The organism is Bradyrhizobium sp. OAE829, from assembly GCF_040546575.1.
In the GTDB taxonomy this organism is placed as follows: domain Bacteria; phylum Pseudomonadota; class Alphaproteobacteria; order Rhizobiales; family Xanthobacteraceae; genus Bradyrhizobium.
Map to the genome: position 1 here is coordinate 6,369,284 of NZ_JBEPOE010000001.1, position 22,364 is coordinate 6,391,647.

At 62.9% G+C, this 22,364-nt stretch carries 20 protein-coding genes; 15 read left to right on the forward strand and 5 right to left on the reverse strand.

Translation table 11 applies throughout. From position 1 onward, the window contains the following. Positions 1 to 123: 123 nt before the first annotated feature. The 3 genes from ABIE49_RS30700 to ABIE49_RS30710 all read left to right on the forward strand — a co-directional run bounded on the left by ABIE49_RS30700 (position 124) and on the right by ABIE49_RS30710 (position 4,774). Positions 124 to 1,785: an electron transfer flavoprotein-ubiquinone oxidoreductase gene (locus ABIE49_RS30700; RefSeq protein ID WP_192738594.1), complete on the forward strand. Its 1,662-nt coding sequence runs from the start codon at positions 124 to 126 to the stop codon at positions 1,783 to 1,785. 295 nt (positions 1,786 to 2,080) lie between these two features. Further along, complete coding sequence (locus tag ABIE49_RS30705; protein ID WP_192738595.1) at positions 2,081 to 3,862, forward strand: tetratricopeptide repeat protein; 1,782 nt, start codon at positions 2,081 to 2,083, stop codon at positions 3,860 to 3,862. Between the two features lie 27 nt (positions 3,863 to 3,889). Then, positions 3,890 to 4,774: a 4-(cytidine 5'-diphospho)-2-C-methyl-D-erythritol kinase gene (locus tag ABIE49_RS30710; protein WP_192738596.1), complete on the forward strand. Its 885-nt coding sequence runs from the start codon at positions 3,890 to 3,892 to the stop codon at positions 4,772 to 4,774. Positions 4,775 to 4,786: 12 nt separating this feature from the next. Here the strand turns inward: ABIE49_RS30710 and ABIE49_RS30715 are convergent. From ABIE49_RS30715 to ABIE49_RS30725, 3 genes are all read right to left on the reverse strand, one after another. Further along, positions 4,787 to 5,726, reverse strand: a protein-coding gene (locus ABIE49_RS30715; protein ID WP_502915939.1) for an IS630 family transposase whose coding sequence is annotated in 2 segments (ribosomal slippage) — positions 4,787 to 5,389 and positions 5,391 to 5,726 — 939 coding nt in all. Because the reading frame shifts where the segments join, the coding sequence is not laid out codon by codon here. Between the two features lie 208 nt (positions 5,727 to 5,934). Further along, complete coding sequence (locus tag ABIE49_RS30720) at positions 5,935 to 6,564, reverse strand: LysE family translocator (protein WP_192735214.1); 630 nt, start codon at positions 6,562 to 6,564, stop codon at positions 5,935 to 5,937. Between the two features lie 110 nt (positions 6,565 to 6,674). Beyond that, a complete protein-coding gene (locus ABIE49_RS30725) occupies positions 6,675 to 7,682 on the reverse strand; it encodes a polyprenyl synthetase family protein (RefSeq protein WP_192735213.1) in 1,008 nt (335 codons plus the stop codon). Positions 7,683 to 7,815: 133 nt separating this feature from the next. Here ABIE49_RS30725 and ABIE49_RS30730 point away from each other — a divergent pair, with 133 nt between their 5' ends. From ABIE49_RS30730 to ABIE49_RS30765, 8 genes are all read left to right on the forward strand, one after another. Beyond that, positions 7,816 to 8,043: a putative signal transducing protein gene (locus ABIE49_RS30730; RefSeq protein ID WP_044540085.1), complete on the forward strand. Its 228-nt coding sequence runs from the start codon at positions 7,816 to 7,818 to the stop codon at positions 8,041 to 8,043. Positions 8,044 to 8,080: 37 nt separating this feature from the next. Then, positions 8,081 to 8,860: a tRNA1(Val) (adenine(37)-N6)-methyltransferase gene (locus ABIE49_RS30735; protein ID WP_354067082.1), complete on the forward strand. Its 780-nt coding sequence runs from the start codon at positions 8,081 to 8,083 to the stop codon at positions 8,858 to 8,860. 271 nt (positions 8,861 to 9,131) lie between these two features. After that, complete coding sequence (locus tag ABIE49_RS30740; protein WP_192735212.1) at positions 9,132 to 10,043, forward strand: S49 family peptidase; 912 nt, start codon at positions 9,132 to 9,134, stop codon at positions 10,041 to 10,043. A gap of 114 nt (positions 10,044 to 10,157) precedes the next feature. Then, positions 10,158 to 10,349 carry a hypothetical protein gene (locus tag ABIE49_RS30745; RefSeq protein WP_192735211.1) on the forward strand — a complete coding sequence of 64 codons (192 nt, stop codon included), beginning with the start codon at positions 10,158 to 10,160 and terminating at the stop codon, positions 10,347 to 10,349. Positions 10,350 to 10,556: 207 nt separating this feature from the next. Continuing rightward, positions 10,557 to 11,492, forward strand: coding sequence for a glycine--tRNA ligase subunit alpha (locus ABIE49_RS30750; protein WP_192735210.1), 936 nt, complete (start codon positions 10,557 to 10,559; stop codon positions 11,490 to 11,492). A 101-nt stretch (positions 11,493 to 11,593) separates the two neighbouring features. Further along, positions 11,594 to 12,001 carry an endonuclease domain-containing protein gene (locus tag ABIE49_RS30755; protein WP_192735209.1) on the forward strand — a complete coding sequence of 136 codons (408 nt, stop codon included), beginning with the start codon at positions 11,594 to 11,596 and terminating at the stop codon, positions 11,999 to 12,001. A 5-nt stretch (positions 12,002 to 12,006) separates the two neighbouring features. Then, positions 12,007 to 14,145, forward strand: coding sequence for a glycine--tRNA ligase subunit beta (glyS, locus tag ABIE49_RS30760; RefSeq protein ID WP_192735208.1), 2,139 nt, complete (start codon positions 12,007 to 12,009; stop codon positions 14,143 to 14,145). 3 nt (positions 14,146 to 14,148) lie between these two features. Continuing rightward, on the forward strand, positions 14,149 to 14,751 hold the full coding sequence (locus tag ABIE49_RS30765) for a class I SAM-dependent methyltransferase (protein ID WP_192735207.1): 603 nt from the start codon (positions 14,149 to 14,151) through the stop codon (positions 14,749 to 14,751). Positions 14,752 to 15,039: 288 nt separating this feature from the next. Here the strand turns inward: ABIE49_RS30765 and ABIE49_RS30770 are convergent, their stop codons facing one another. Further along, entirely contained in the window at positions 15,040 to 15,399 is a 360-nt protein-coding gene (locus tag ABIE49_RS30770) for a DUF1236 domain-containing protein (protein WP_192735206.1), read from the reverse strand. A gap of 233 nt (positions 15,400 to 15,632) precedes the next feature. On the opposite strand from ABIE49_RS30770, the gene ABIE49_RS30775 reads away from it, so the two are divergent. Next, positions 15,633 to 15,788 carry a DUF3096 domain-containing protein gene (locus tag ABIE49_RS30775; protein WP_192735205.1) on the forward strand — a complete coding sequence of 52 codons (156 nt, stop codon included), beginning with the start codon at positions 15,633 to 15,635 and terminating at the stop codon, positions 15,786 to 15,788. Here ABIE49_RS30775 and ABIE49_RS30780 read toward each other — a convergent pair whose 3' ends face one another. Next, complete coding sequence (locus ABIE49_RS30780) at positions 15,789 to 16,127, reverse strand: hypothetical protein (RefSeq protein ID WP_354067084.1); 339 nt, start codon at positions 16,125 to 16,127, stop codon at positions 15,789 to 15,791. It abuts the gene before it with no gap. Between ABIE49_RS30780 and ppdK the strand changes: the two genes are divergently transcribed. From ppdK to ABIE49_RS30795, 3 genes are all read left to right on the forward strand, one after another. After that, the gene (ppdK, locus tag ABIE49_RS30785) at positions 16,120 to 18,828 is read left to right on the forward strand and encodes a pyruvate, phosphate dikinase (RefSeq protein WP_354067085.1); all 2,709 of its coding nucleotides are present in this window, start codon (positions 16,120 to 16,122) and stop codon (positions 18,826 to 18,828) included. The genes ABIE49_RS30780 and ppdK overlap by 8 nt on opposite strands. Positions 18,829 to 19,282: 454 nt before the next feature. Beyond that, positions 19,283 to 20,755, forward strand: a complete 1,473-nt coding sequence (locus ABIE49_RS30790) for a cell wall hydrolase (RefSeq protein ID WP_192735203.1) — start codon at positions 19,283 to 19,285, stop codon at positions 20,753 to 20,755. A gap of 347 nt (positions 20,756 to 21,102) precedes the next feature. Next, on the forward strand, positions 21,103 to 22,347 hold the full coding sequence (locus tag ABIE49_RS30795) for an MFS transporter (RefSeq protein ID WP_192735202.1): 1,245 nt from the start codon (positions 21,103 to 21,105) through the stop codon (positions 22,345 to 22,347). The last annotated feature ends 17 nt before the right edge of the window (positions 22,348 to 22,364 follow it).

The window sequence follows — 22,364 nt, forward strand, 5'->3', positions numbered from 1 at the left end:
CCAATCTAGGATGTATTCGGGGGCAGCGAAATGCCTGAGATTTCATTTCGATGGTTGTTCTCGACGCAAAAATCGGAAACAAACGAACCTTAGAGCCGTTCTCAATTGGGCTGAGACCAGAACATGAGCACCGAAGAATTACCGCCGCGTGAGTCCATGGAATTTGACGTCGTGATCGTCGGCGCCGGGCCGTCTGGCCTCGCGGCTGCGATCCGTCTCAAGCAACTCAATGCCGATCTCAACATCGTCGTGGTGGAGAAGGGCTCCGAAGTCGGTGCACATATCCTGTCGGGTGCCGTGATCGATCCGGTCTCGCTCGACAAACTGATTCCGGACTGGCGTGAGGACGCCGATTGCCCGCTGACGACGCAGGTCAAGGACGACCGATTCTATTGGATGACGGGCGGAAGCGCGATCCGGCTGCCGGGTTTCGCGATGCCGCCGCTGATGAACAACCATCATTGCTATATCGGCTCGCTCGGTAATGTCTGCCGCTGGCTGGCGCCGAAAGCCGAAGCCCTCGGCGTCGAGATCTATCCGGGCTTTGCCGCTACCGAAGTGCTCTACGACGAACAAGGCGCGGTGCGCGGCATTGCGACCGGCGACATGGGTATCGCGAGGGACGGCAGCCACAAGGATTCGTTCACCCGCGGCATGGAACTGCTCGGTAAATACACGCTGTTCGCCGAAGGCGCGCGCGGCAGCCTCTCCAAGCAATTGATCGCGAAATTCTCGCTCGACGCCAACAGCGAGCCGCCGAAATTCGGCATCGGGCTGAAGGAAGTCTGGGAGATCGACCCGGCCAAACACCAGAAGGGCCTGATCCAGCATTCGTTCGGCTGGCCGCTGAACAATAAGACCGGGGGCGGCTCGTTCCTCTATCACTACGACGACAACAAGGTGGCGGTCGGTTTCGTTCTGCATCTCAATTACGACGATCCGTATCTGTCGCCGTTCGACGAGTTCCAGCGTTTCAAGACCCATCCTTCGATCCGCACCGTGTTCGAAGGCGGCAAGCGGCTGGCTTACGGCGCGCGCGCGATCACCGAGGGCGGCTACCAGTCGGTGCCGCGCTTAAGCTTTCCGGGCGGCGCGCTGATCGGCTGCGCGGCAGGCTTTGTCAACGTGCCGCGCATCAAGGGCGTGCACAACGCGATGGGCAGCGGCATGCTCGCCGCCGAACACCTCGTGGCCGCGCTCGCCGCCGGCCGTGCCAATGATGAACTGGCCGAATACGAAAATGCGTGGCGCGGTTCGCAGGTCGGCAAGGACCTCTACCCGATCCGCAACGTCAAACCCCTGTGGTCGAAGTTCGGCACCCTGATCGGCGTACCGCTCGGCGGCCTCGACATGTGGACCAACACGTTGTTCGGCTTCTCGCTGTTCGGAACCCTGTCGCACGCCAAGCCGGATCGCAAGACGCTGGATCCGGCCAGGACGCACACGCCGATCGCGCCGGTGAAGCCGGACGGCAAACTGACCTTCGACAAGCTGTCGTCGGTATTCCTGTCCAACACCAACCATGAGGAAGACCAGCCGATCCACCTCAAGGTCGCCGACATGAACCTGCAGAAGACTTCCGAGCACGACGTCTTTGCCGGTCCGTCCAACCGTTATTGCCCGGCCGGCGTCTACGAATGGGTCGAGGAGGACTCGGGCCCGCGCTTCCAGATCAACGCCCAGAACTGCGTCCACTGCAAAACCTGCGACGTCAAAGACCCGAACGGCAACATCACCTGGGTTCCGCCGGAAGGTGGCGGCGGGCCCAATTACCAGGGGATGTGACCACGATTGCGTGAGTTTAATGGCGGAGGGGCCGCAGGTGTCCGGGTAACCCCGGCACCGGCCACGATACCGCCACAGTACAAGCGTCTTCCGGGGCTGCTGGCAAAAATGGGTGGAATTGGCGGCGCACGGGGAGATCTTGGGGACCCTGCTGCCGATCGATTCGCCACCCCGTATCCTTGCGGTTGAACGCCAAAAGCGGCATTGTCGCTGGGCCTTGATGCCGCCGCGTATGTCCGCATTCGAGAGCGCTCGAAAAGATTCCGCCATAAATCCTGGAGCTAGGCGAACCGTGATGCTTTCCACTCGTTTCAATCGCTGGACCATCGCCGCTGTCACCGTCGCCGCGCTTGCCGCGCCCGGCTCGCTGCTGGCGCAGACGCCCGAGCATACCGGCGACAATTCGGCGCAGTTTCCGAGCAAGAGCGATCTGAAATCGCTGACCACGTCCGGCAGCTATCTGGCCGCGCGTCATGCCAGCGTCGAACGCGACGCCAGCTCGGCCGCGGCGTTCTACCGTTCGGCGCTGCGCACCGATCCGAAGAACAACGAGCTGCTCGACCGCGCCTTCATCTCCTCGCTCGCGGATGGGGATATCGACGAGGCCGTCAAGCTCGCCGACCGCATTCTGACGCAGGACAAATCCAATCGCGTGGCCCGGCTGGTCGTCGGCGTCCGCGACCTGAAGCAGAAGAAATACGCGACCGCGCAGATCAACATCAATCAGTCGATCCGCGGACCGATCACCGATCTGGTCGCGACGCTGTTGTCGGGCTGGGCCAGCTTCGGCGCGGGCGATTCCAAGGCGGCGGTCGCCAATATCGACAAGCTGACCGGGCCGGAGTGGTATCCGATCTTCAAGGATCTGCACACCGGCATGATCCTTGAACTCGCCAACAAGGAAAAGGACGCCGGTGCCCGCTTCGAGCGCGCCTACAAGCTCGATGATTCCATGCTGCGCGTGTCCGACGCCTATGGGCGCTGGCTGTCGCGCAACAAGGATTCGGCGGCGGCGATCGGCATCTACGAGGCGTTCGACAAGAAGCTGCCCCGGCATCCCCTGGTACAGGAGGCGCTGCGCGAGACGCGGGCCGGCAAGAAGATGCCGCCGCTGATCGAATCGGCGCAGGCCGGTGCGGCCGAGGCGCTGTACGGCATCGGGGCTACCCTGACCCGCCGCGGCGGCGAGGATCTGGCGCTGGTCTATCTGCAGCTCTCGCTTTATCTGCAGCCCAACCATCCGCTGGCGCTGCTCTCGCTGGCCGATCTCTATGAGTCGGTGAAGAAGCCGCCGATGGCGATCAAGGTCTATGAGCGCATGCCGGCGAGTTCGCCGCTGAAGCGCAACGCGCAGATTCAGCTCGCCACCAATCTCGACGCCGCCGATCGCAGCGAGCAGGCGATCAAGATCCTCAAGGACGTCACCGCCGAAGACCCCAAGGACATCGAAGCCATCATGGCGCTCGGCAATATCGAGCGCGGCCGCAAGAAGTTCGCCGATTGCGCGACGACCTATTCCAGGGCGATCGACGTGATGCCCGGCGTGACCGACAAGAACACCTGGGTCACCTATTACTATCGCGGCATTTGCCAGGAGCGCTCCAAGCAGTGGAGCAAGGCCGAGGCCGACATGCGCAAGGCGCTCGAGCTGCAGCCCGAACAGCCACATGTGCTGAACTATCTCGGCTATTCCTGGATCGATCAGGGCATCAATCTCGACGAAGGCATGAAGATGATCCGGCGCGCCGTCGATCAGCGTCCCGACGACGGCTATATCGTGGACTCGCTGGGCTGGGCGTTCTACCGCATCGGCAATTTCGAGGACGCGGTGAAGAACCTCGAGCGCGCGATCGATCTCAAGCCCGAGGATCCGACCATCAATGACCACCTCGGTGACGCCTATTGGCGCGTCGGCCGCACGCTGGAAGCCAAGTTCCAGTGGGCGCACGCGCGCGACCTGAAGCCCGAGGCGGAAGAATTGCCGAAGATCGAGGCCAAGATCGCCAACGGTCTGCCCGAGGACACGTCGTCTGCGGCTTCGGCCGACAAGAAAAAAGAAGACGGCAGGGGCGGCTGATCGAAGGCTTGGGGGGCTTGTTCGGCAATGCCGGCTTTGATTGATGAGGGGCGTGCCAAGGTCAACCTGACCTTGAGGGTGGTTGGCCGCCGCACCGACGGTTTTCATGACCTGGAAAGCGTGGTGGCGTTTGCCGACTGCGCTGATCGTCTGACGCTGACGCCGGGTTCCGATCTGACATTGCAAATGTCCGGACCTTTGGCGCAGGCCTGCGGCGAGACATCGGACAATCTGGTGCTGAAGGCGACGCGCCTGCTGGCCGAGCGCGTGCCGGGCCTGAAGTCCGGCAGTTTCACGCTCGACAAGGTGCTGCCGGTCGCAGCGGGCATCGGCGGTGGTTCGGCGGATGCGGCTGCCGCGCTTCGGCTGCTGGCAAAATTGAACGGGCTGTCGCTCGATGACGAGCGGCTGCGCGAGGTAGCGCTTGCGACCGGCGCCGACGTGCCGGTCTGCCTGGCCTCGCGTGCCTGCGACATGACCGGGGTCGGCGATACCCTGACGCCGCTCAGCCTGCCGATCATGCCGTGCGTGATGATCAACCCCTGCGTTCCCGTTCCGACCAAGGACGTGTTCAAGGCACTCGGCCTGCGTAGCGGCGAATTGCTGGTCGGCGTCACCGACGTTTTCCGGGGCGTCGACTGGCCGGAAGCTGGCGCCTCGGTCGAAGACTGGGTCGAAGTCCTGGCGGCCAGCGCCAACGATCTGGAAGCCCCGGCGATGCGCATTCAGCCGGTCATCGGCGAAGTGATATCAGCCCTCAACGCCACCAATGGTGCCTGGCTGGCGCGGATGTCGGGCTCGGGCGCGACCTGCTTTGCGATCTATGAAAACACCGCCGACGCCGGCCGCGCCGCTGAAAAAATCCGGCGCGAGCACCCCGGCTGGTGGGTGCATGCGGGAACGTTGAGCTAAAGCGTGATGGCATTAAGTTCGATAGCCTGAATTTTTGAGGTAGTCGGCACATTCCTCTGAGGTGAAGGCATCGAGTGCGTAGCCGATTGCGGCGCAGACCGCGTCGACGGTTCGCGCGGCAGCTTTGCGGACCAGATGCTTGAGCTTGGCAAAGACCTGCTCGATCGGGTTCAGGTCAGGCGAGTATTTTGGCAGGAAGAAGAGTTTGGCGCCGACCGAACGGATGAGCTGGCGAACTGCTTTGCTCTTGTGGCTGCCGAGGTTATCCAAAACGACGATATCGCCGGGTCGAAGGATGGGCAGAAGAACCTTCTCGACATAGGTGCGAAAGCTCACGCCATCGATCGGCCCCTCGATAAACCATGGCGCATCGATCCGGTCATGGCGCAGGGCCGCCAGGAAGGTCATGGTCTTCCAGCGGCCGTGGGGAACCTTGGCGTGAAGCCTGCGCCCGCGCGGCGCCCATCCCCGCAAGGGAGCCATATCGGTCCGCGTCCAGGTCTCGTCGATGAAGACCAGTCGCTCAGCTTCGACGCGACCTTGATACTTTGTCCATTGGAGGCGCCGCCGCGCCACGTCGGGTCGATCGCGTTCGTCAGCCGCCACGCTTTTTTTTGAAGCTGAGCTTCTCGGCATGCACGAAGTCCCACACCGAGTGGTAGTCGACCTTCAGGCCGCGTCCGGCAAGCTCGGCAACGAGCCCTCGTATGGTGAAATCGCCGTCTTTGATCCGTTGCGACAGCCAAACCGCATGGTCTCCCGAAACTGCCTTCGGCTTATGACCACCCATCTGGCCCGGAGCAACGCTGCCAGTATCCTCGACCCGCTGCATCCAACCGATCGCTGTGCTGATCGCGACCCCAAACTGCTTGGCTGCCTGATTGCGGGACATCCCGCCCTCGATCGCGGACACGACACGCTTGCGAAGATCCAGAGAATAAGGCTTGCCCATCCATGCTGGCCTCCGTCCAGCCATCATGGTGAATCAGAAACCCACTGATTTGGGAATCCCAAATCGATTCAACCTAACCCCATCCCGCTTTAGCCATAACGAACGGTTTCGTAGGGTGGGCAAAGCGAAGCGTGCCCACCATTCACAATCACGATCTGGATAGATGATGGTGGGCACGGCGCAAGCGCGCCTTTGCCCACCCAACGCATTAAATCGCCGGCCGCCGCACCAGCGCCAGCGAAACGCCCAGCCCGGCGATGAACAACCCCGAGCCCTGTCGCAAACGTTGAATGAGACGCGGCCGCCGCACCAGGCCCGCGCGCGCGGTCGCGGCCATCATCACCACGACGACATCAGCGAGCGTGTTCAGCAATACCGAGATCAGGCCGAGCGCGATGAACTGCAGCGCAGGGTGAGCGCCGGCGGGGTCGATGAACTGCGGAATGAACGCCAGAAAGAACGCCGCAGTTTTCGGGTTCAGGGCTTCGACCAGCACGCCCTCGCGAAACGCCTGTCGCGCGCCGGCCGGGCTGATCGCCTCCACAATCGCCTGTCGGCCCTCGCGAAATGTCCGGACGCCAAGCCAGACCAGATAGAGCGCACCGGCGAGTTTGAGCACCGTGAAAAGTTCGGCGCTGGCCAGGATGATCGCGGACACCCCCAGCGCGCCTGCGATCACATGCACCAGCCCGCCAAGCGCGGTCCCCAATGTCGAGGCGATGCCGGTCTTCCGGCCGCCGGACAGCGTCCTGGCGGCGACATAGAAGATCCCGGGACCAGGCACGAAGGCGATGATCAGCGCGGCGGCGAGAAACAGCGAAAATTGTGCGCCGCTCATGCGACCCCTTCGTAGGGTGGGCAAAGCGCAGCGTGCCCACCATTCAGAATAACGGTTTGGATGGATGGTGGGCACGGCTCAGTTGCGCCTTTGCCCACCTTACGACGCCATCAATGCGAGCGGGCCAGGCAGAACGCCACGACCTGCTCGAGCGCGGTCTTCATCGGGGAAGCCGGAAACAGCGCCAGCGCATCGACGGCCATCGCGCCGTAATGATGGGCGCGGCTGATCGTATCCTCCAGCGCGCGGTGCTTGGTCATCAACCCGATGGCGTGATCGAGATCGTTGCTACCGATCTCGCCGCGCTCCAGCGCCTTGACCCAGAACGCGCGCTCAGAGGCGTTGCCGCGGCGGAACGCCAGCACCACCGGCAGCGTGATCTTGCCCTCGCGGAAATCGTCGCCGACGTTCTTGCCGAGCTTTGCCGATTTGCCGCCGTAGTCCAGCACGTCGTCCACCAGCTGGAACGCGATGCCGAGATTCATGCCGACGGAGCGGCACGCGGTCTGCTCGGCCTTCGGCCGGTTGGCAATCACGGGGCCGACCTCGCAGGCAGCCGCGAACAATTCCGCGGTCTTGCCGCGGATCACAGCGAGGTATTCGTCTTCGGTGGTCGCGGTGTTTTTGGCCGCTGCGAGCTGCATCACCTCGCCCTCGGCGATGGTCGCGGCCGCCGAAGACAGGATGTCGAGCGCCCGCAACGAGCCGACCTCGACCATCATGCGGAAGGCCTGGCCGAGCAGGAAGTCGCCGACCAGCACGCTCGCCTCATTGCCCCACAGCATCCGCGCGGACAATTTGCCGCGCCGCAATTCGCTCTCGTCGACCACGTCGTCGTGGAGCAGGGTTGCGGTATGCATGAACTCGACCGAGGCGGCGAGCTTGATATGGCCGTCGCCGGAATAGCCGGTGAGGCCGGCCATCGCCAGCGTCAGCATCGGGCGCAGCCGTTTTCCCCCGGAGGAGATCAGGTGGTTGGCGACCTCGGGAATCATGGTGACTTCGGAACCGGTCCGCGACAGGATCGTGGCGTTGACCCGCTCCATGTCGGCGGCGACGAGCCCGACCAGCTCATCGATCGAAGCGTTTGGGCTTTCGAAGGGTACAATAACCGCCACGCGGGTCTCCAAATCTGGCCAATTCGCACTATCCTTACTTACAATAGAAAGTGCAGGCTGAAGCGGCAAGGGCAGGTAGTGGTTGACAGGTACCGGCCGGCCTCGGACCGGGTCGGCCTAAGGAGGGCGCAAATTGCGGGAATTGGTTCGGACCAACGATATTGTGCTGGTTTCCGCGGTCGGCGCGCTGCTCGACGGCGCCAATATCCATCATCTGGTGCTGGACCAGAACATGAGCATCATCGAGGGATCGCTCGGCGTGCTGCCACGCCGCATCCTGGTCCATGAGGACGACAACCGCGAGGCGCGCCAGCTCCTGACCGATGCCGGGCTTGCCCATGAATTGCGCGCGGATGAGTAAGGCATAGCGTTTTCGAGCGAAGTGGGAACCGGTTCGCGTGAAGAAAACGCGTCAAGACAATAATCTGGATGTCACCGAGGACGCGTTTCTCGGTGGGGCCTTGCGTTTGCGGCAACTGAGATCGGGGCACCGCGCCGGTCACGATGCCATGCTGCTGGCGGCGGCGACGCCGGCGCGTTCAGGCAATCGCGTGGCCGATCTCGGCGCCGGTGTTGGCGCGGCAGGGCTGGCGGTGGCCAGGCGCGTCGCGGATATCGATCTCGTGCTGGTCGAGATCGATGCCGATCTCGCAGGCCTGGCGCGCGCCAATGCCGAGGCGAATGCGCTTGCCGCCGAGATCATCGTGCTCGATGTCGAGGCGGCCACCGACGCCTACGCCGCGGTCAATTTGCATCCCGATAGCGTCGATGTCGTTTTGATGAATCCGCCCTTCAACGATTCTGTGAGGCATCGGGTCTCGCCGGACCGCGCGCGCGGGATTGCGCATGTCGCGACATCCACCACGCTCTCGAACTGGATTCACGCAGCCCGCCGCATCCTCAAATCCAGGGGCATGCTGACGCTGATCTGGCGCGCGGACGGGGTTGCCGAGGTGCTGGCGGCGCTCGATCACGGTTTTGGCAGTCTGGAAATTTTGCCCATTCACGGCGATGTGAAGGCGCCTGCGAATCGAATCCTGGTTCGCGCCACCAAGGGCGGTCGCGCGCCGACGAGAATTCATGCCGGACTGATGCTCAATGATGAGCGAGGGGTGCCCAATAAAGAGGTGCAGGAGATTTTGGCGGGGAGGGGGATGTTGCCGTTGGCCACCCCCTAGAGGTGGCCGAAGAACTGATGTCTCGAACGCGAGATGAAGCGGAAAAGCCTATTGCGGAAGGGTTTCCGACTGCCGTTTCGGAGTGTTGGTGAAGTGAACCGCGGTCAGGATGGTGCCGATCAACAATATCAGCAGGTAGATTTTCATGTCACTCTCCGCTGCGCCATTGCAGCCGTAACGGCCACGTTGCACAAGGCATTCCTGCCCCAGTTCGTTCCAGCTCTTTCAATGACAGTGGCGTGATAAAAAATGGTTAATTCGAGGTAACGGCATGAGTGAACAAATAAGTGATCGTGTGGGATTGCCGGGCCTTATCGAGCGGCTGAAGCGATTGGTCCCGGCCAAATTCCGGCGCGGGGCCGCGGTGGTGCCGGTGGTGCGGTTGTCCGGCGTGATCGGCGCGGTGACGCCGCTGCGGCCGGGCATGTCGCTCGCCGGTGTCGCCAAGACGCTGGAGCGCGCCTTCGGTACCAAGAATGCCAAGGCGGTTGCGCTCGTGATCAATTCGCCCGGCGGCTCGCCGGTGCAATCGCGCCAGATCTATTTGCGGATCAGGCAACTCGCCGCCGAAAAGAATTTGCCGGTGCTGGTGTTCGTCGAGGACGTTGCCGCATCCGGCGGCTACATGATCGCCTGTGCCGGCGACGAGATTTTCTGCGATCCGTCCTCGATCCTCGGTTCGATCGGCGTGGTCGGCGGCACCTTCGGCTTCCAGGAGCTGATCAAGAAAATCGGCGTCGAGCGACGGCTCTATACGGCGGGCGTCCACAAGGCGACGCTCGATCCGTTCCTCCCCGAAAACCCCGATGACGTGGCGCGTATCAAGGCGCTCCAGCGCGAGATCCACGCCATCTTCATTGCGCTGGTTAAGCAGAGCCGCGGCAGCCGCCTCAAGGGCGCCGACGACACGCTGTTCACCGGCGAATATTGGGCCGGCGAAACCTCGGTGTCGCTGGGCCTTGCGGATGCTGTCGGCGATCTGCGTTCGACGCTGCGGACCCGCTACGGCGACAAGGTGCTGACCCCCGTGATCGCGCCGGCCAGCGGGATGCTGTCCGGCCTGCTCGGGCGGCGGTCGCCGGGGGCGGGCTCCATGGGCGCGCTCGACGGTTTTGGGGGCCTGCCGGATGAGCTGATCTCCGCGCTCGAAACCAGGGCAATTTGGGCCAAATTCGGGTTCTAGGGCTGGGCTCCGCCGCGCCATTTAGTCCTAAAGGCGGGAATTGCGGCGCAGCCCGGCTTGCGCGAGAATGCACCTATTGGGGGCGTGACCGACGTGAACGACAAGGATCGACCGATGCCACCGTTGATCGCATTTGCAGGGGCCCTGGGTGGGCTCGCCGTGGTCCGCTGGGCTTACAAGACCGCCGTCCGGATCAACCGGGAACTGGAAGAAGCGCGGCTGGCCCGCGTCTCGGAATCGGCTCAAACCAGCGAAATTCCGACCCTGCGCCGGGATCCCGTCACCGGGGCCTATCGGCCGGGTTAGCCGCATCCACTGGACCTCATCCTGAGGAGGGGGCGCAAGCCCGCGTCTCGAAGGATGGCCGCAAAATCGGGGCCTCATGGTTCGAGACGCGCGAAGCCGCGCTCCTCACCATGAGGAAATCCACCCCCCGACATCGCCTTGATTCCCCTCGCCACCGCCGATACGGTCCCGCGCGCCCAAAACCCCCTCGCGAGACCGATTCTGCCGATGGACGAATTGCCTGCCCATATGCGCCCGGAACGTTCGTTCCAGGGCTTCATTCTCGCTCTGCAACGGTTCTGGGCCGAACAAGGCTGCGTGATCCTGCAGCCCTACGACATGGAAATGGGCGCGGGCACCTTCCATCCGGCGACCACTTTGCGCGCGCTCGGACCAAAGCCGTGGCGGGCCGCCTATGTGCAGCCCTCGCGCCGGCCCAAGGATGGCCGCTACGGCAAAAACCCGAACCGGATGCAGCACTACTACCAGTATCAGGTGATCATGAAGCCATCGCCGCCGAACCTTCAGGAATTGTACCTGAAGTCGCTCGCCGCGATCGGCCTCGATTCCAGCCTGCACGATATTCGTTTCGTCGAGGACGACTGGGAAAGCCCGACGCTGGGCGCCTGGGGCCTCGGCTGGGAGTGCTGGTGCGACGGCATGGAAGTGTCACAATTCACTTACTTCCAGCAGGTGGCGGGCGTCGAATGCGCGCCGGTCGCCGGCGAGCTCACCTACGGCATGGAGCGGCTCGCCTGCTACCTGCAGGGCGTCGACCACGTCATGGATCTCAACTTCAACGGCCGCGAGGGCGCCGACAAGGTGACCTATGGCGACGTGTTCCTGCAGGCCGAGCAGGAATATTCCCTGCACAATTTCGAGCACTCCGATTCCGAAATGCTGTTCAAGCAGTTCGTGATGGCCGAAGAAGCCTGCAAGAAATATCTCGCGGCGGGCTGGAAATCCGGCAGCAACCAGAAAGAACATCTGATGGCGCTGCCGGCCTATGACCAGTGCATCAAGGCGAGCCACGTCTTCAACCTGCTCGATGCCCGCGGCGTGATCTCGGTGACCGAACGCCAAAGCTACATCGGGCGCGTGCGCGACCTCGCAAAAGCCTGCGGCGACGCCTGGGTCCACACCGAAGCGGGCAGGGCATCGTGATAAGGGGTTTGAGGCTAACTCGTTCGGCGAGCACAAACCTGCTCCCCTCCCTCCGCGCGCGAAGCGCGTGGCGGGGAGGGGTCGGGGGTGGGGGGTGCCAGATGCAGGAAAGACCGCAACGTCGAATCGACAAGCGCGTCCCACGTGCGCGCGCCTTGCGCCGTGACGCGACCGAAGCCGAAAAGAAGCTGTGGCAACATTTGCGGCAGCCTCCGTTCAAGGAGCATCACTTTCGACGCCAGGCGACCATAGGCAATTACTTCGCCGACTTTGCCAGTCATCAGGCAAAAATTGTCATTGAACTCGATGGCGGTCAGCACGCTGGCAGCGCCTCTGATCAGGTGCGCACGAACTATCTCGAAGCAAATGGCTATCGTGTACTGCGCTTCTGGAACAACGACGTCTTGGAGAACATGTCTGGCGTTCTTTTGACGATTGATACAGTAGTGAACGCCGAGAGACCCCCCACCCCCGACCCCTCCCCGCCGCAAGCGGGGGGAGGGGAGTAGAGCCAATGCCTGATCTTTTGCTCGAATTGTTTTCGGAAGAAATCCCGGCGCGCATGCAGGCGAAGGCGGCTGACGATCTGCGCCGCATGGTGACCGACAAGCTCGTTGCCGAGGGGCTGGTCTACGAGGGCGCCAAGGCGTTCGTGACGCCGCGGCGGCTGGCGCTGACGGTGCACGGGATTCCAGCACGGCAATCCGACCTGAAGACCGAACGCAAGGGTCCGAAAATCGGCGCGCCCGATGCGGCCGTGCAGGGCTTTTTGAAAGCGACCGGCCTCAAATCGCTGGATGAGGCAACAATCCAGCGCGACCCGAAGGGCGACTTCTATGTCGCGCTGATCGAGAAGCCCGGCCGCCCGACGCTCGACGTGCTCGCCGATATTCTTCCGGTCATCGTCCGCACCTTCCCATGGCCGAAATCGATGCGCTGGGGCGAGCGCTCGGCCAAATCAGGCGCGCTGACCTGGGTGCGGCCGCTGCACTCGATCATCGCGACCTTCGGTCCGGAGACCGAAGAGCCGGAAGTGGTGAAATTCGGGGTCGACGGTATCGAGGCCGGCCAGACCACTTTTGGGCATCGCTTCCTGGCGCCATCAGCGATCTCGGTGCGGCGCTTCGAGGATTACGAGGCAAAACTGAAGGCCGCCAAGGTCGTGCTCGACCCGCAGGCGCGCAAGGATATCATTCTGGCCGACGCCAAGCAGTTGGCGTTCGCGCAGGGCTTTGAGCTGGTCGAGGACCAGGTGCTGCTCGATGAGGTGTCAGGCCTCGTCGAATGGCCTGTTGTGCTGATGGGATCGTTCGACCAGGAGTTTCTGTCGATCCCCGGCGAGGTGATCCGCGCCACCATCCGCAACAATCAGAAATGCTTTGTGGTCAGCGATCCCAAGGATTCTGATAAGAATCCTGACAAAACCGGAAAGCTCACCAACAAATTCATCCTCACCGCCAACATCGAGGCGACGGACGGCGGCAAGGCGATCATTGCCGGCAACGAGCGCGTCATCCGCGCACGGCTGAGCGATGCGAAGTTTTTCTATGAGACCGATCTAAAGACCAGGCTCGAAGAGCGGCTACCGAAATTCGAGAACATCGTGTTTCACGAGAAGCTAGGCACGCAGGGCGAGCGCATCAAGCGCATCGAGCGGCTGGCGGCGGAAATCGCGCCACTGGTCGGCGCTGACGTCGAGAAGACAAAACGCGCCGCGCATCTGGCGAAGGCGGATTTGCTGACCGAAGTGGTCGGCGAATTCCCGGAGCTGCAGGGCTTGATGGGAAAATACTACGCGCTGGCGCAGGGCGAGGACGCTTCCGTCGCCGCCGCGAGCGAAGAGCATTACAAGCCGCAGGGGCCAGCCGATCGGGTGCCGACCGATCGCGTCAGTGTTGCCGTGGCGTTGGCTGATAAGCTCGACACGCTGGTTGGTTTCTGGGCGATCGACGAGAAGCCCACGGGAAGCAAGGATCCGTATGCGCTGCGAAGGGCGGCGCTCGGAGTCATCAGGCTGATCGTCGAGAACACGATCAGGCTTCCAATCCTGAAAGCTGCAAAATCGGCTATTCTCGGTCTTCCCGAAAAGGGAGCCAAGTATCCGGCCGCCGATGCGCAAAAGCTTCCGGGCGATCTCCTCTCCTTCTTCGCCGACCGCTTAAAGGTCCAGCTCCGCGATCAGGGGGCACGTCACGATCTCGTTGACGCCGTATTTGCGCTCGGCGGCCAGGACGACCTCTTGATGGTGGTCCGCCGCGTCGAGGCGCTCGGCAAATTCCTCGACAGCGACGACGGCAAGAACCTGCTCGCGGGGGCAAAACGCGCCAGCAACATCCTCTCGATCGAAGAGAAGAAGGACAAGCGGACCTTCGAGGGCGCGGCGGATACGACGCTCTACAAGCTCGACGAAGAGAAAGCGCTGGCGAAGGCGATCGACCAGGTGAAGAGCGAGGCCGGTGCTGCGGTGGCCAAGGAAGATTTCGCCGCCGCGATGAGCGCGATGGCGAAGCTGCGTCCGGCGGTCGATGCGTTCTTTGACAAGGTCAAGGTCAATGACGATGAACCAAAAGTGCGCGAGAACAGACTGAAGCTCTTGAACGAAATCCGCGCGGCGACGCGCGCGGTGGCGGACTTTTCGAAGATCGAGGGCTGACACGTGGATCAGAAGACGCTGGCCGCTTACGATTCGGATGCGGCGGCGTTCGCCAAGGACTGGCACGAGCAGCCGGCGCCCGTTGACTTGCACGAAGTCGTCGAGCGCTTCTTCGTGCGCGGCGGCAATTCAGCCGATATCGGCTGCGGCTGCGGCCGAGAGGTGGCCTGGCTCAACGCCAACGGCTTTTCCGCCACCGGTTTCGACGCCTCGGAAGGCCTGCTGACGGAGGCGCGGCAGCGTTATCCCGGTTTGAAGTTCGCGCATGCCGAATTGCCCGACCTGAAAGGCATCGGCACCTACGACAACGTGCTGTGCGAGACCGTGATCATGCATCTGGATCGCGCGCAGATCGCCCCTGCCGTCCGCCGCTTGCTCACCGCCGTCAAGCCCAGCGGGATTCTCTACCTGAGCTGGCGGATCACCGACAATGCCGACCTGCGCGATTCGCAGGGGCGGCTTTACTGTGCGTTCGATACCGCGGTGGTGCTGGCGGAATTGAAGTCGACGTCGCTGTTGCTCGATGAAGAGGTCGTCAGCGCCTCCTCGGGCAAGAAGATTCACCGCCTCGTGGCCAAGAAGCCGGGTCTGGAGATCAGGGAATAAGATTTCCGTTCGGTGGCTCCATCCTTCGAGACGCGCTTCGCGCTCCTCAGGATGAGGTCTACTACTAGCCGACCAGAAGGTCTTAGACCCTCATGGTGAGGAGCGCGAAGCGCGTCTCGAACCACGAGGCCGGGATAGGCCGCATTGGATCTGACTGGATCAGCATGCACGCAAATGCTCAAAGAAAAGCCCCGCCCAGGGGGAAACCGGGCGGGGCTTTCTTGTCCGGTCGTATCTCGCGCACATCCGCTTGCGCGGCGCCCGGACCAATCGTTCAGGCTGGCGGGATTAGTCGACCACCTGAACGATGCGACGCGAACGCGGTTCGACCAGGACCGTCTGGCCGTTCACCACGGTGTAGCGATAGGGCGTTGCCGCATAGGTCTGCGGTACGTCGTAATAGGTGATGCCGGCTTCCGGCAGCACCCCGCCGACGGTCACGCGATCCGGAATGGTGAAAGTCGGCACGCGCTCGCGCACGACATATTCCCGGAACGCCGGGCGTTGTTCGATGGTGATGCCTTCATGCTCGCCGACGACCACGCTGCCGCCGCCAACGACACCCACGGTACCGCTCTGCGCCTGTGCTGCGATCGGTGCAGCCATCGCGCCGGCGATAACTGCGATGGCAAGTAGTCTGTTCTGCATAGTGTACTCCCTCGTGCAGAAGAACGCCGGCTAGCCAGCGTACAATGGGAGCCAATTCATCGCGCGCGGCATAGTTCCGGAAAAAGCGGAGCCACAAACGCGGCATTTCTGGGGAATTGTTGCGAACGCCGGAACCCGTTGAAGCGGTGGGCGTCTCCTATTCCGGAACCGCGCCAGCGGTTAAGTTGCCGCCCTCGATTCGAGCTTCCCCTCATCATCAGGAGAAATTTCAAATGACCATCACCGCCGCGCATATTTCCCCGATCGTTGCCCTGATTGCGGGAGTCCTGATCCTGATCATGCCGCGGTTCCTGAATTTCATCGTCGCAATCTACCTGATCATCGTCGGTCTGGCCGGGCTCGGCGTGTTCAAGATGCTGCGCTTCTAATCAGGCTAGCGGGGTTTCGCGGCTTGCGCGGAACCCCTCAAAGTGGTGTAAGGCGCGCACCTTCTCCTCTCTTTTCGGATTGTCATCTGCCATGGCCAAAGCGGTTGCGAAGTCCAAGAAAAACCTTGTGAAAATCGTAGCGAAATCAAAGTCATCGGCGCCGGGCAAAGCCGCGCCGGCGGCCTCGGCGCGCAAGACGCTAGCGAAGGCTCCGGCACCGAAGGCAGTTGCGAAGCCGGCACCCAAGGCGGTTACGAAGCCAGTTGCCAAGCCGGTTGCCAAGGCAGCTGTGAAGGCTCCGAGCAAGCCTGCCAGCAAGACGGCGAAGAAGGTGAGCAAGCCCGCCGTCGAAGCTGTAAAATCGGGCAAGTGGGTCTACACGTTTGGCGACGGCAAGGCCGAGGGCAAAGCCGGCTTGCGCGATCTGCTCGGCGGCAAGGGCGCCAATCTCGCCGAAATGGCCAATCTCGGCCTGCCGGTGCCTCCGGGCTTCACGATTCCGACCTCGGTCTGCACTTACTTCTACGCCCACGACAAATCCTATCCGGCCGCGTTGAAGGCGCAGGTCGAGAAGGCGCTGGAGCATGTCGGCAAGCTCGCCGGCAAGTCGTTCGGCGATCCCAAAAATCCGCTGCTGGTTTCGGTGCGCTCCGGCGGCCGCGCTTCGATGCCGGGCATGATGGACACCGTGCTCAATCTCGGCCTCAACGACCAGACCGTCGAAGCGCTCGCCGAATTGTCCGGCGACCGCCGCTTCGCCTATGACAGCTACCGCCGCTTCATCACGATGTATTCGGATGTCGTGCTCGGCTTCGAGCATCATCATTTCGAGGACATCCTCGACACCTTCAAGGACGGCCAGGGCTATACGCTCGACACCGATCTGACCGGCGACGACTGGGTCGAACTGGTCGGCCGCTACAAGGATGCGGTGGCGCGCGAGACCGGCCACGATTTCCCGCAGGATCCGCACGCGCAATTGTGGGGCGCGATCGGCGCGGTGTTCTCATCCTGGATGAACGCGCGCGCGGTGACCTACCGGCGCCTGCACGACATTCCGGAATCCTGGGGCACCGCTGTCAACATCCAGGCCATGGTGTTCGGCAATATGGGCGAGACCTCGGCGACCGGCGTTGCGTTCACGCGCAATCCCTCGACCGGCGAGAGCAAGCTGTACGGCGAATTCCTGATCAACGCGCAGGGCGAAGACGTGGTGGCGGGCATCCGCACGCCGCAGGACATCACCGAATATGCGCGCCAGGAATCCGGCTCCGACAAGGCGTCGATGGAAGTCGCGATGCCCGACGCGTTCAAGGAACTGACGCGGATCTACACGCTGCTCGAAAAGCACTACCGCGACATGCAGGACATGGAGTTCACGGTCGAGCAGGGCAAATTGTGGATGCTGCAGACCCGCGGCGGCAAGCGCACCGCCAAGGCGGCGCTGCGGATTGCGGTCGAGCTCGCCAATGAAGGACTGATCTCGAAAAAGGACGCGGTGATGCGGATCGATCCCGCCTCGCTCGACCAGTTGCTGCATCCGACGATCGATCCCGCCGCCAAGCGCGACGTCATCGCGACCGGCCTGCCGGCCTCGCCCGGCGCCGCCTCCGGCGAAATCGTGTTCTCGTCCGATGAAGCGGCCAAGCTGCAGGCCGATGGCCGCAAGGTCATTCTGGTGCGGGTCGAGACCAGCCCGGAAGACATTCACGGCATGCACGCGGCCGAGGGCATTCTCACCACCCGCGGCGGCATGACCTCGCACGCCGCCGTGGTGGCGCGCGGCATGGGCAAGCCCTGTGTCTCCGGTTGCGGCACCATCCGCGTCGATTACGGCCGCGGCACCATGAGCATCGGCACCCGCACCTTCAAGACCGGCGACGTCATCACCATCGACGGATCGGTCGGCCAGGTGCTGGCCGGACGGATGCCGATGATCGAGCCGAAACTGTCGGGCGAATTCGGCACGCTGATGGGCTGGGCCGATGCCGTTCGCAAGCTCGGCGTTCGCGTCAACGCCGACACGCCGGAAGACGCGCGCACCGCGATCAAGTTCGGCGGCGAGGGCATCGGCCTTTGCCGTACCGAGCACATGTTCTTCGAGGAAACCCGCATCCGCACCGTGCGCGAGATGATCCTTTCCGAGGACGAGCAGTCACGCCGCGCGGCGCTGTCGAAACTGCTGCCGATGCAGCGCGCGGATTTCGTCGAATTGTTCGAGATCATGAAGGGGCTTCCCGTCACGATCCGTCTGCTCGATCCCCCGCTGCACGAGTTCCTGCCGCACACCCAGGCCGAGATCGAGGAAGTCGCGCGTGCGATGAACACCGATCCGCGCAAGCTCGCGGACCGTGCCAGGGATCTTGCCGAGTTCAACCCGATGCTGGGCTTCCGCGGCTGCCGTCTTGCGATCGCCTATCCTGAAATCGCCGAGATGCAGGCGCGTGCGATCTTCGAAGCCGCGGTCGAGGCCGAGAAGCGCACCAGCAAGGCCGTCGGCCTCGAGGTGATGGTGCCGCTGATCGCGACCAAGGCCGAGTTCGACCTGGTCAAGGCGCGGATCGACGCCACCGCGCAGTCGGTGATGAAGGAGACCGGCAAGAAACTCGTCTATCAGGTCGGCACCATGATCGAGTTGCCGCGCGCGTGCCTGATGGCCGGCGACATCGCGAACACCGCGGAGTTCTTCTCGTTCGGCACCAACGATTTGACGCAGACCACCTACGGCATCAGCCGCGACGACGCCGCGAGCTTCCTTGGCACCTATGTGGCGAAGGGCATCCTCGAGATCGATCCGTTCATCTCGGTCGACCGCGATGGTGTCGGCGAACTCGTCAAGATTGGCGTCGCGCGGGGACGCAAGACGCGGCCCGATCTCAAGGTCGGGATTTGCGGCGAGCATGGCGGCGATCCCGCCTCGGTGGCGTTCTGCCACGAGATCGGCCTCGACTACGTCTCGTGCTCCCCCTATCGCGTGCCGATCGCGCGCCTCGCCGCGGCGCAAGCCGCGCTCGGCAAGACGGTTGCGAGCCAGGCGTAAGCGACAACAGAGTGTTGAATTGAAATGGCCGGGATTTTCCCGGCCATTTTTTTGCATCTGCTCTTGGTTCTAGTTCGTCATTCCGGGGTGGTGCGTTAGCACCAGACCTCAGGTGCGCAATTGCGCACCGGGGAATCTCGAGATTCCGGGTTCGATGCTTTGCATCGCCCCGGAATGACAGCGTGATGCTGCGATCACTGCTCCGTAGCAACACGGGAGCCCGCAACATTTTCTTCATCATCTTCGTTGACGGGATGTTTACCACTTTCATCACGTCCCCGTTTACCAAGCTCTCTCAAGCGCCACGGCAAATGCGCGCGATATCTTGCGTGGTGCACGCAGGCCACGCCGATTAACTCCCCGGCAACCTAAATTCGATACCAACAATAAAGATCGAATTGCACGGATGTACTGAGTTCGGTCGTTTTTTGTAAGCGTTGCGTAGAGCGTATCGATGAATGTGTTGCGTAACCAGCCGAAGGGCGCGCGGTTCGCGTCCTTCGGTCTCGGTCTTTGCATCTTCGCATTGATGCCGACCGAGATCGGATATCAGGATATCGCGTCACTGCTGGCCCGGCAGCCGGGCGTCGCCGAACGCTGGCAGAAGCGTGTGTTCTCCAGTGCCGGCAATATCCATGTCGCGACCTTCAGCTTCGGCCGTCCGATCGGAACCTCTTCGCCGCAGACCGCAACCTTTCGGCTCGCCAGCCTCGACAATCAGGGCATCGACATCACCGGCGCAGTGACGCGCAACCCGATCATCGCCCCGCCGCCGCGTTATCATGCCGCCGATTTCCCCAAGGTCGATCGCACCATGAAGGGCGATCGCCTCGTCATCGCGCCGTCCGCGCCTGCGGAGAGTTCAATTCCGGCCGGCAGCGCGCCCGCCATCGAAGATCCTTCGTCTTCAAACGCGTCTGTCAAAGGCCAGAAGACCGCGGCCACGCCGCTTTCAGGTGAGCCCGCGCCGCTCGACCCCGAACTTCAGGCCGCGCTGCGCGCGCCGCCGCTGCCGCAATTCGATGTGTCGATGTCACTCGAAGCCAAACCGCTCGACGACAAGCCGCTCGTTAAGCCAAAGGACGTCTCGGCAGCACCGGAAGTGGCGCTTGCGCCCGCGCCGCCGCGCGACAATTTCTCCTTCAAGACCTCGAGCCTGTTTTTTGGCTCGTCGCTCGGCTCGCCCGAAACCATGGAGCGCTGGCGGCCGGGCGAAGAGCCCATCGTGATGCTGCCGAGCGCGGTGGTTGCCGATCCCGACATGAAGATCATGGCCTCGCTGCCGGTCGATGCCGACGGCCCGGTCAAGGCCGGTGAGATGGGCGTCAGCGTCGCGCCGAAGGGCGAGGTCAATTCCGACAACCAGCGCGCCAAGACCCCTGCCGAGCGGCTCGGCCTGTTCGACGACAAGTCGCGCGCCAAGTCGGAAAAATGTCTGACTGAAGTCGTCTATTTCGAAGCCCGCGGCGAAGCGGTGCGCGGCCAGATCGCGGTGGCGCAAGTGGTGTTGAACCGCGCCTTCTCCGGCAAATATCCGGATACGGTGTGCGGCGTGGTCTACCAGAACAAGCACCGCCATCTGGCCTGCCAGTTCACCTTCGCCTGCGACAACAACAAGGACGTCGTCAAAGAGCCCGACATGTGGGATCGCGCGCAACGGATCGCCAAGGCGATGCTGGACGGCCAGCTCTGGCTGCCCGAGGTCGACAAGTCGACGCACTACCATGCCTATTGGGTGCGTCCGTCCTGGGTCAGCGAGATGAAGAAGATGTACAAGACCGGCGTGCACACCTTCTACCGGCCCCGCAACTGGGGCGACGGCAGCGACGCGCCAAGCTGGGGCACCGCGGCGGAGACGGCGCAAATTTCCGCCAAGCTCGCCGAAGCCGCAAAGAGCTCGGCGGAGCAGGCGAGTTTCAGAAGGTAGGTCTCTCATCCGTCGTCCCGGGCTTGACCTCAGATGCGCAATTGCGCATCGGGGGACCCATACGCTGCGGCCGTGCTGATTGAGACGGTAATCGACGACTTCCTTAACTCACAGCGTCCTGTGGTTATGGGTCCCGGCTCAAGGCCGGGACGACCAGTTGATTGCGCGGTTGGCTCCGTGCACCAACCCGCCGCGACCCCAAAATTGCACTCGACGATTTTGCAGGGCTGCCCTGCAGCGGAAAAATTTTCTCTGCCGCTCTTGGGATTTCCATGCGAATGCATTAACTCCTCCCGGCGCACCCGGCCGGTCCCCTCCGGCCCGGGCGTCAAGCATCGAGGAAACGCATGGCTGTCACCGCAGACAATCTTCGCCCGGCCAAAGCCAGCTGGCGGACGCCCTTGGTGATCATCATCTGCGGATGCGCGATCGCGCTGCTCAGTTTCGGGCCGCGATCGAGCCTTGGTTTCTTCATCCAGCCGATGAGCAAGGAGTTTACCTGGGGCCGCGACGTCTTCGGCCTCGCGCTGGCGCTGCAGAACCTGTTGTGGGGATTGGGCCAGCCGATCGCAGGCGCGATCGCCGACCGCTTCGGCATCCTGCGCGTGATGGTCATCGGCGCGCTGCTCTACGCCGGCGGGCTGCTCTTGATGCGTTACGCGTCGACGCCGGCCTCGCTTGATCTCGGTGCCGGCGTCCTGATCGGCTTTGGGCTCTCCGGCTGTTCGTTCAACCTGGTGCTGTCGGCGTTCAGCAAATTGCTGCCACCGGAGAAGCGTGGCCTGGCGCTCGGCGCCGGCACCGCCGCCGGCTCGTTCGGGCAATTCCTGTTCGCGCCCTTTGGCGTTGCGTTGATCGATAATTTCGGCTGGCAGCCGGCGCTGACCGTGTTTGCCCTGCTGATGCTGTTGATCGTGCCGCTGTCGCTGGCGATCGCCACACCGCCCGCAACGTCGTCGAACGTTCCCGTCGCCGACCAGCAATCGTTCAAGACCGCGCTCGCGGAAGCGTTCGGCCACCGCTCTTACGTATTGCTGGTGCTCGGCTTCTTCACCTGCGGTTTCCAGCTCGCCTTCATCACGGTGCATCTGCCGGCCTATCTTTCCGATCGCGGCGTCTCGGCGCAGACCGGCGGCTGGGTAGTCGCCGCCATCGGCCTGTTCAACATCATCGGCTCGCTCAGCGTCGGCTGGCTGCAGAACAAATATCCGAAGCGCTACATCCTCTCGATGCTCTATTTTGCCCGGGCACTGACCATCCTGGCGTTCATTTCATTCCCGATCACCACTTTCTCGGCGATCATGTTCGGCGCTGCCACCGGTCTGACCTGGCTCTCGACGGTACCGCCGACCTCGGCGCTGGTGGCGATCATGTTCGGCACCCGCTGGTTCGCGACGCTGTATGGTTTTGCCTTCGTCAGCCACCAGGTAGGCGGTTTCCTTGGAGTATGGCTTGGCGGCATCGTTTTCGAGCAGTTCGGGTCGTATACGCCGCTTTGGTGGCTCTCGATCTTCTTCGGCGTGCTGTCGGCATTGATCAACCTGCCGATCGTGGAACAGCCGGTCGTGCGCCCGGTTGCGCAGCCCGCCTGATCCGGTAAACACTCTCC

What these genes read in the sequence shown, in the direction of transcription:
- ABIE49_RS30720 (WP_192735214.1), bottom strand. Translation starts at nt 6,564, where the DNA reads ATGAGCGGCGCACAATTTTCGCTGTTTCTCGCCGCCGCGCTGATCATC.
- ABIE49_RS30750 (WP_192735210.1), top strand. Translation starts at nt 10,557, where the DNA reads ATGGACGAATTGCCTGCCCATATGCGCCCGGAACGTTCGTTCCAGGGC.
- ABIE49_RS30770 (WP_192735206.1), bottom strand. Translation starts at nt 15,399, where the DNA reads ATGCAGAACAGACTACTTGCCATCGCAGTTATCGCCGGCGCGATGGCT.
- ABIE49_RS30710 (WP_192738596.1), top strand. Translation starts at nt 3,890, where the DNA reads ATGCCGGCTTTGATTGATGAGGGGCGTGCCAAGGTCAACCTGACCTTG.
- ABIE49_RS30775 (WP_192735205.1), top strand. Translation starts at nt 15,633, where the DNA reads ATGACCATCACCGCCGCGCATATTTCCCCGATCGTTGCCCTGATTGCG.
- ABIE49_RS30795 (WP_192735202.1), top strand. Translation starts at nt 21,103, where the DNA reads ATGGCTGTCACCGCAGACAATCTTCGCCCGGCCAAAGCCAGCTGGCGG.
- ABIE49_RS30755 (WP_192735209.1), top strand. Translation starts at nt 11,594, where the DNA reads ATGCAGGAAAGACCGCAACGTCGAATCGACAAGCGCGTCCCACGTGCG.
- ABIE49_RS30700 (WP_192738594.1), top strand. Translation starts at nt 124, where the DNA reads ATGAGCACCGAAGAATTACCGCCGCGTGAGTCCATGGAATTTGACGTC.
- glyS (WP_192735208.1), top strand. Translation starts at nt 12,007, where the DNA reads ATGCCTGATCTTTTGCTCGAATTGTTTTCGGAAGAAATCCCGGCGCGC.
- ABIE49_RS30790 (WP_192735203.1), top strand. Translation starts at nt 19,283, where the DNA reads ATGAATGTGTTGCGTAACCAGCCGAAGGGCGCGCGGTTCGCGTCCTTC.
- ABIE49_RS30740 (WP_192735212.1), top strand. Translation starts at nt 9,132, where the DNA reads ATGAGTGAACAAATAAGTGATCGTGTGGGATTGCCGGGCCTTATCGAG.
- ABIE49_RS30705 (WP_192738595.1), top strand. Translation starts at nt 2,081, where the DNA reads ATGCTTTCCACTCGTTTCAATCGCTGGACCATCGCCGCTGTCACCGTC.
- ABIE49_RS30745 (WP_192735211.1), top strand. Translation starts at nt 10,158, where the DNA reads ATGCCACCGTTGATCGCATTTGCAGGGGCCCTGGGTGGGCTCGCCGTG.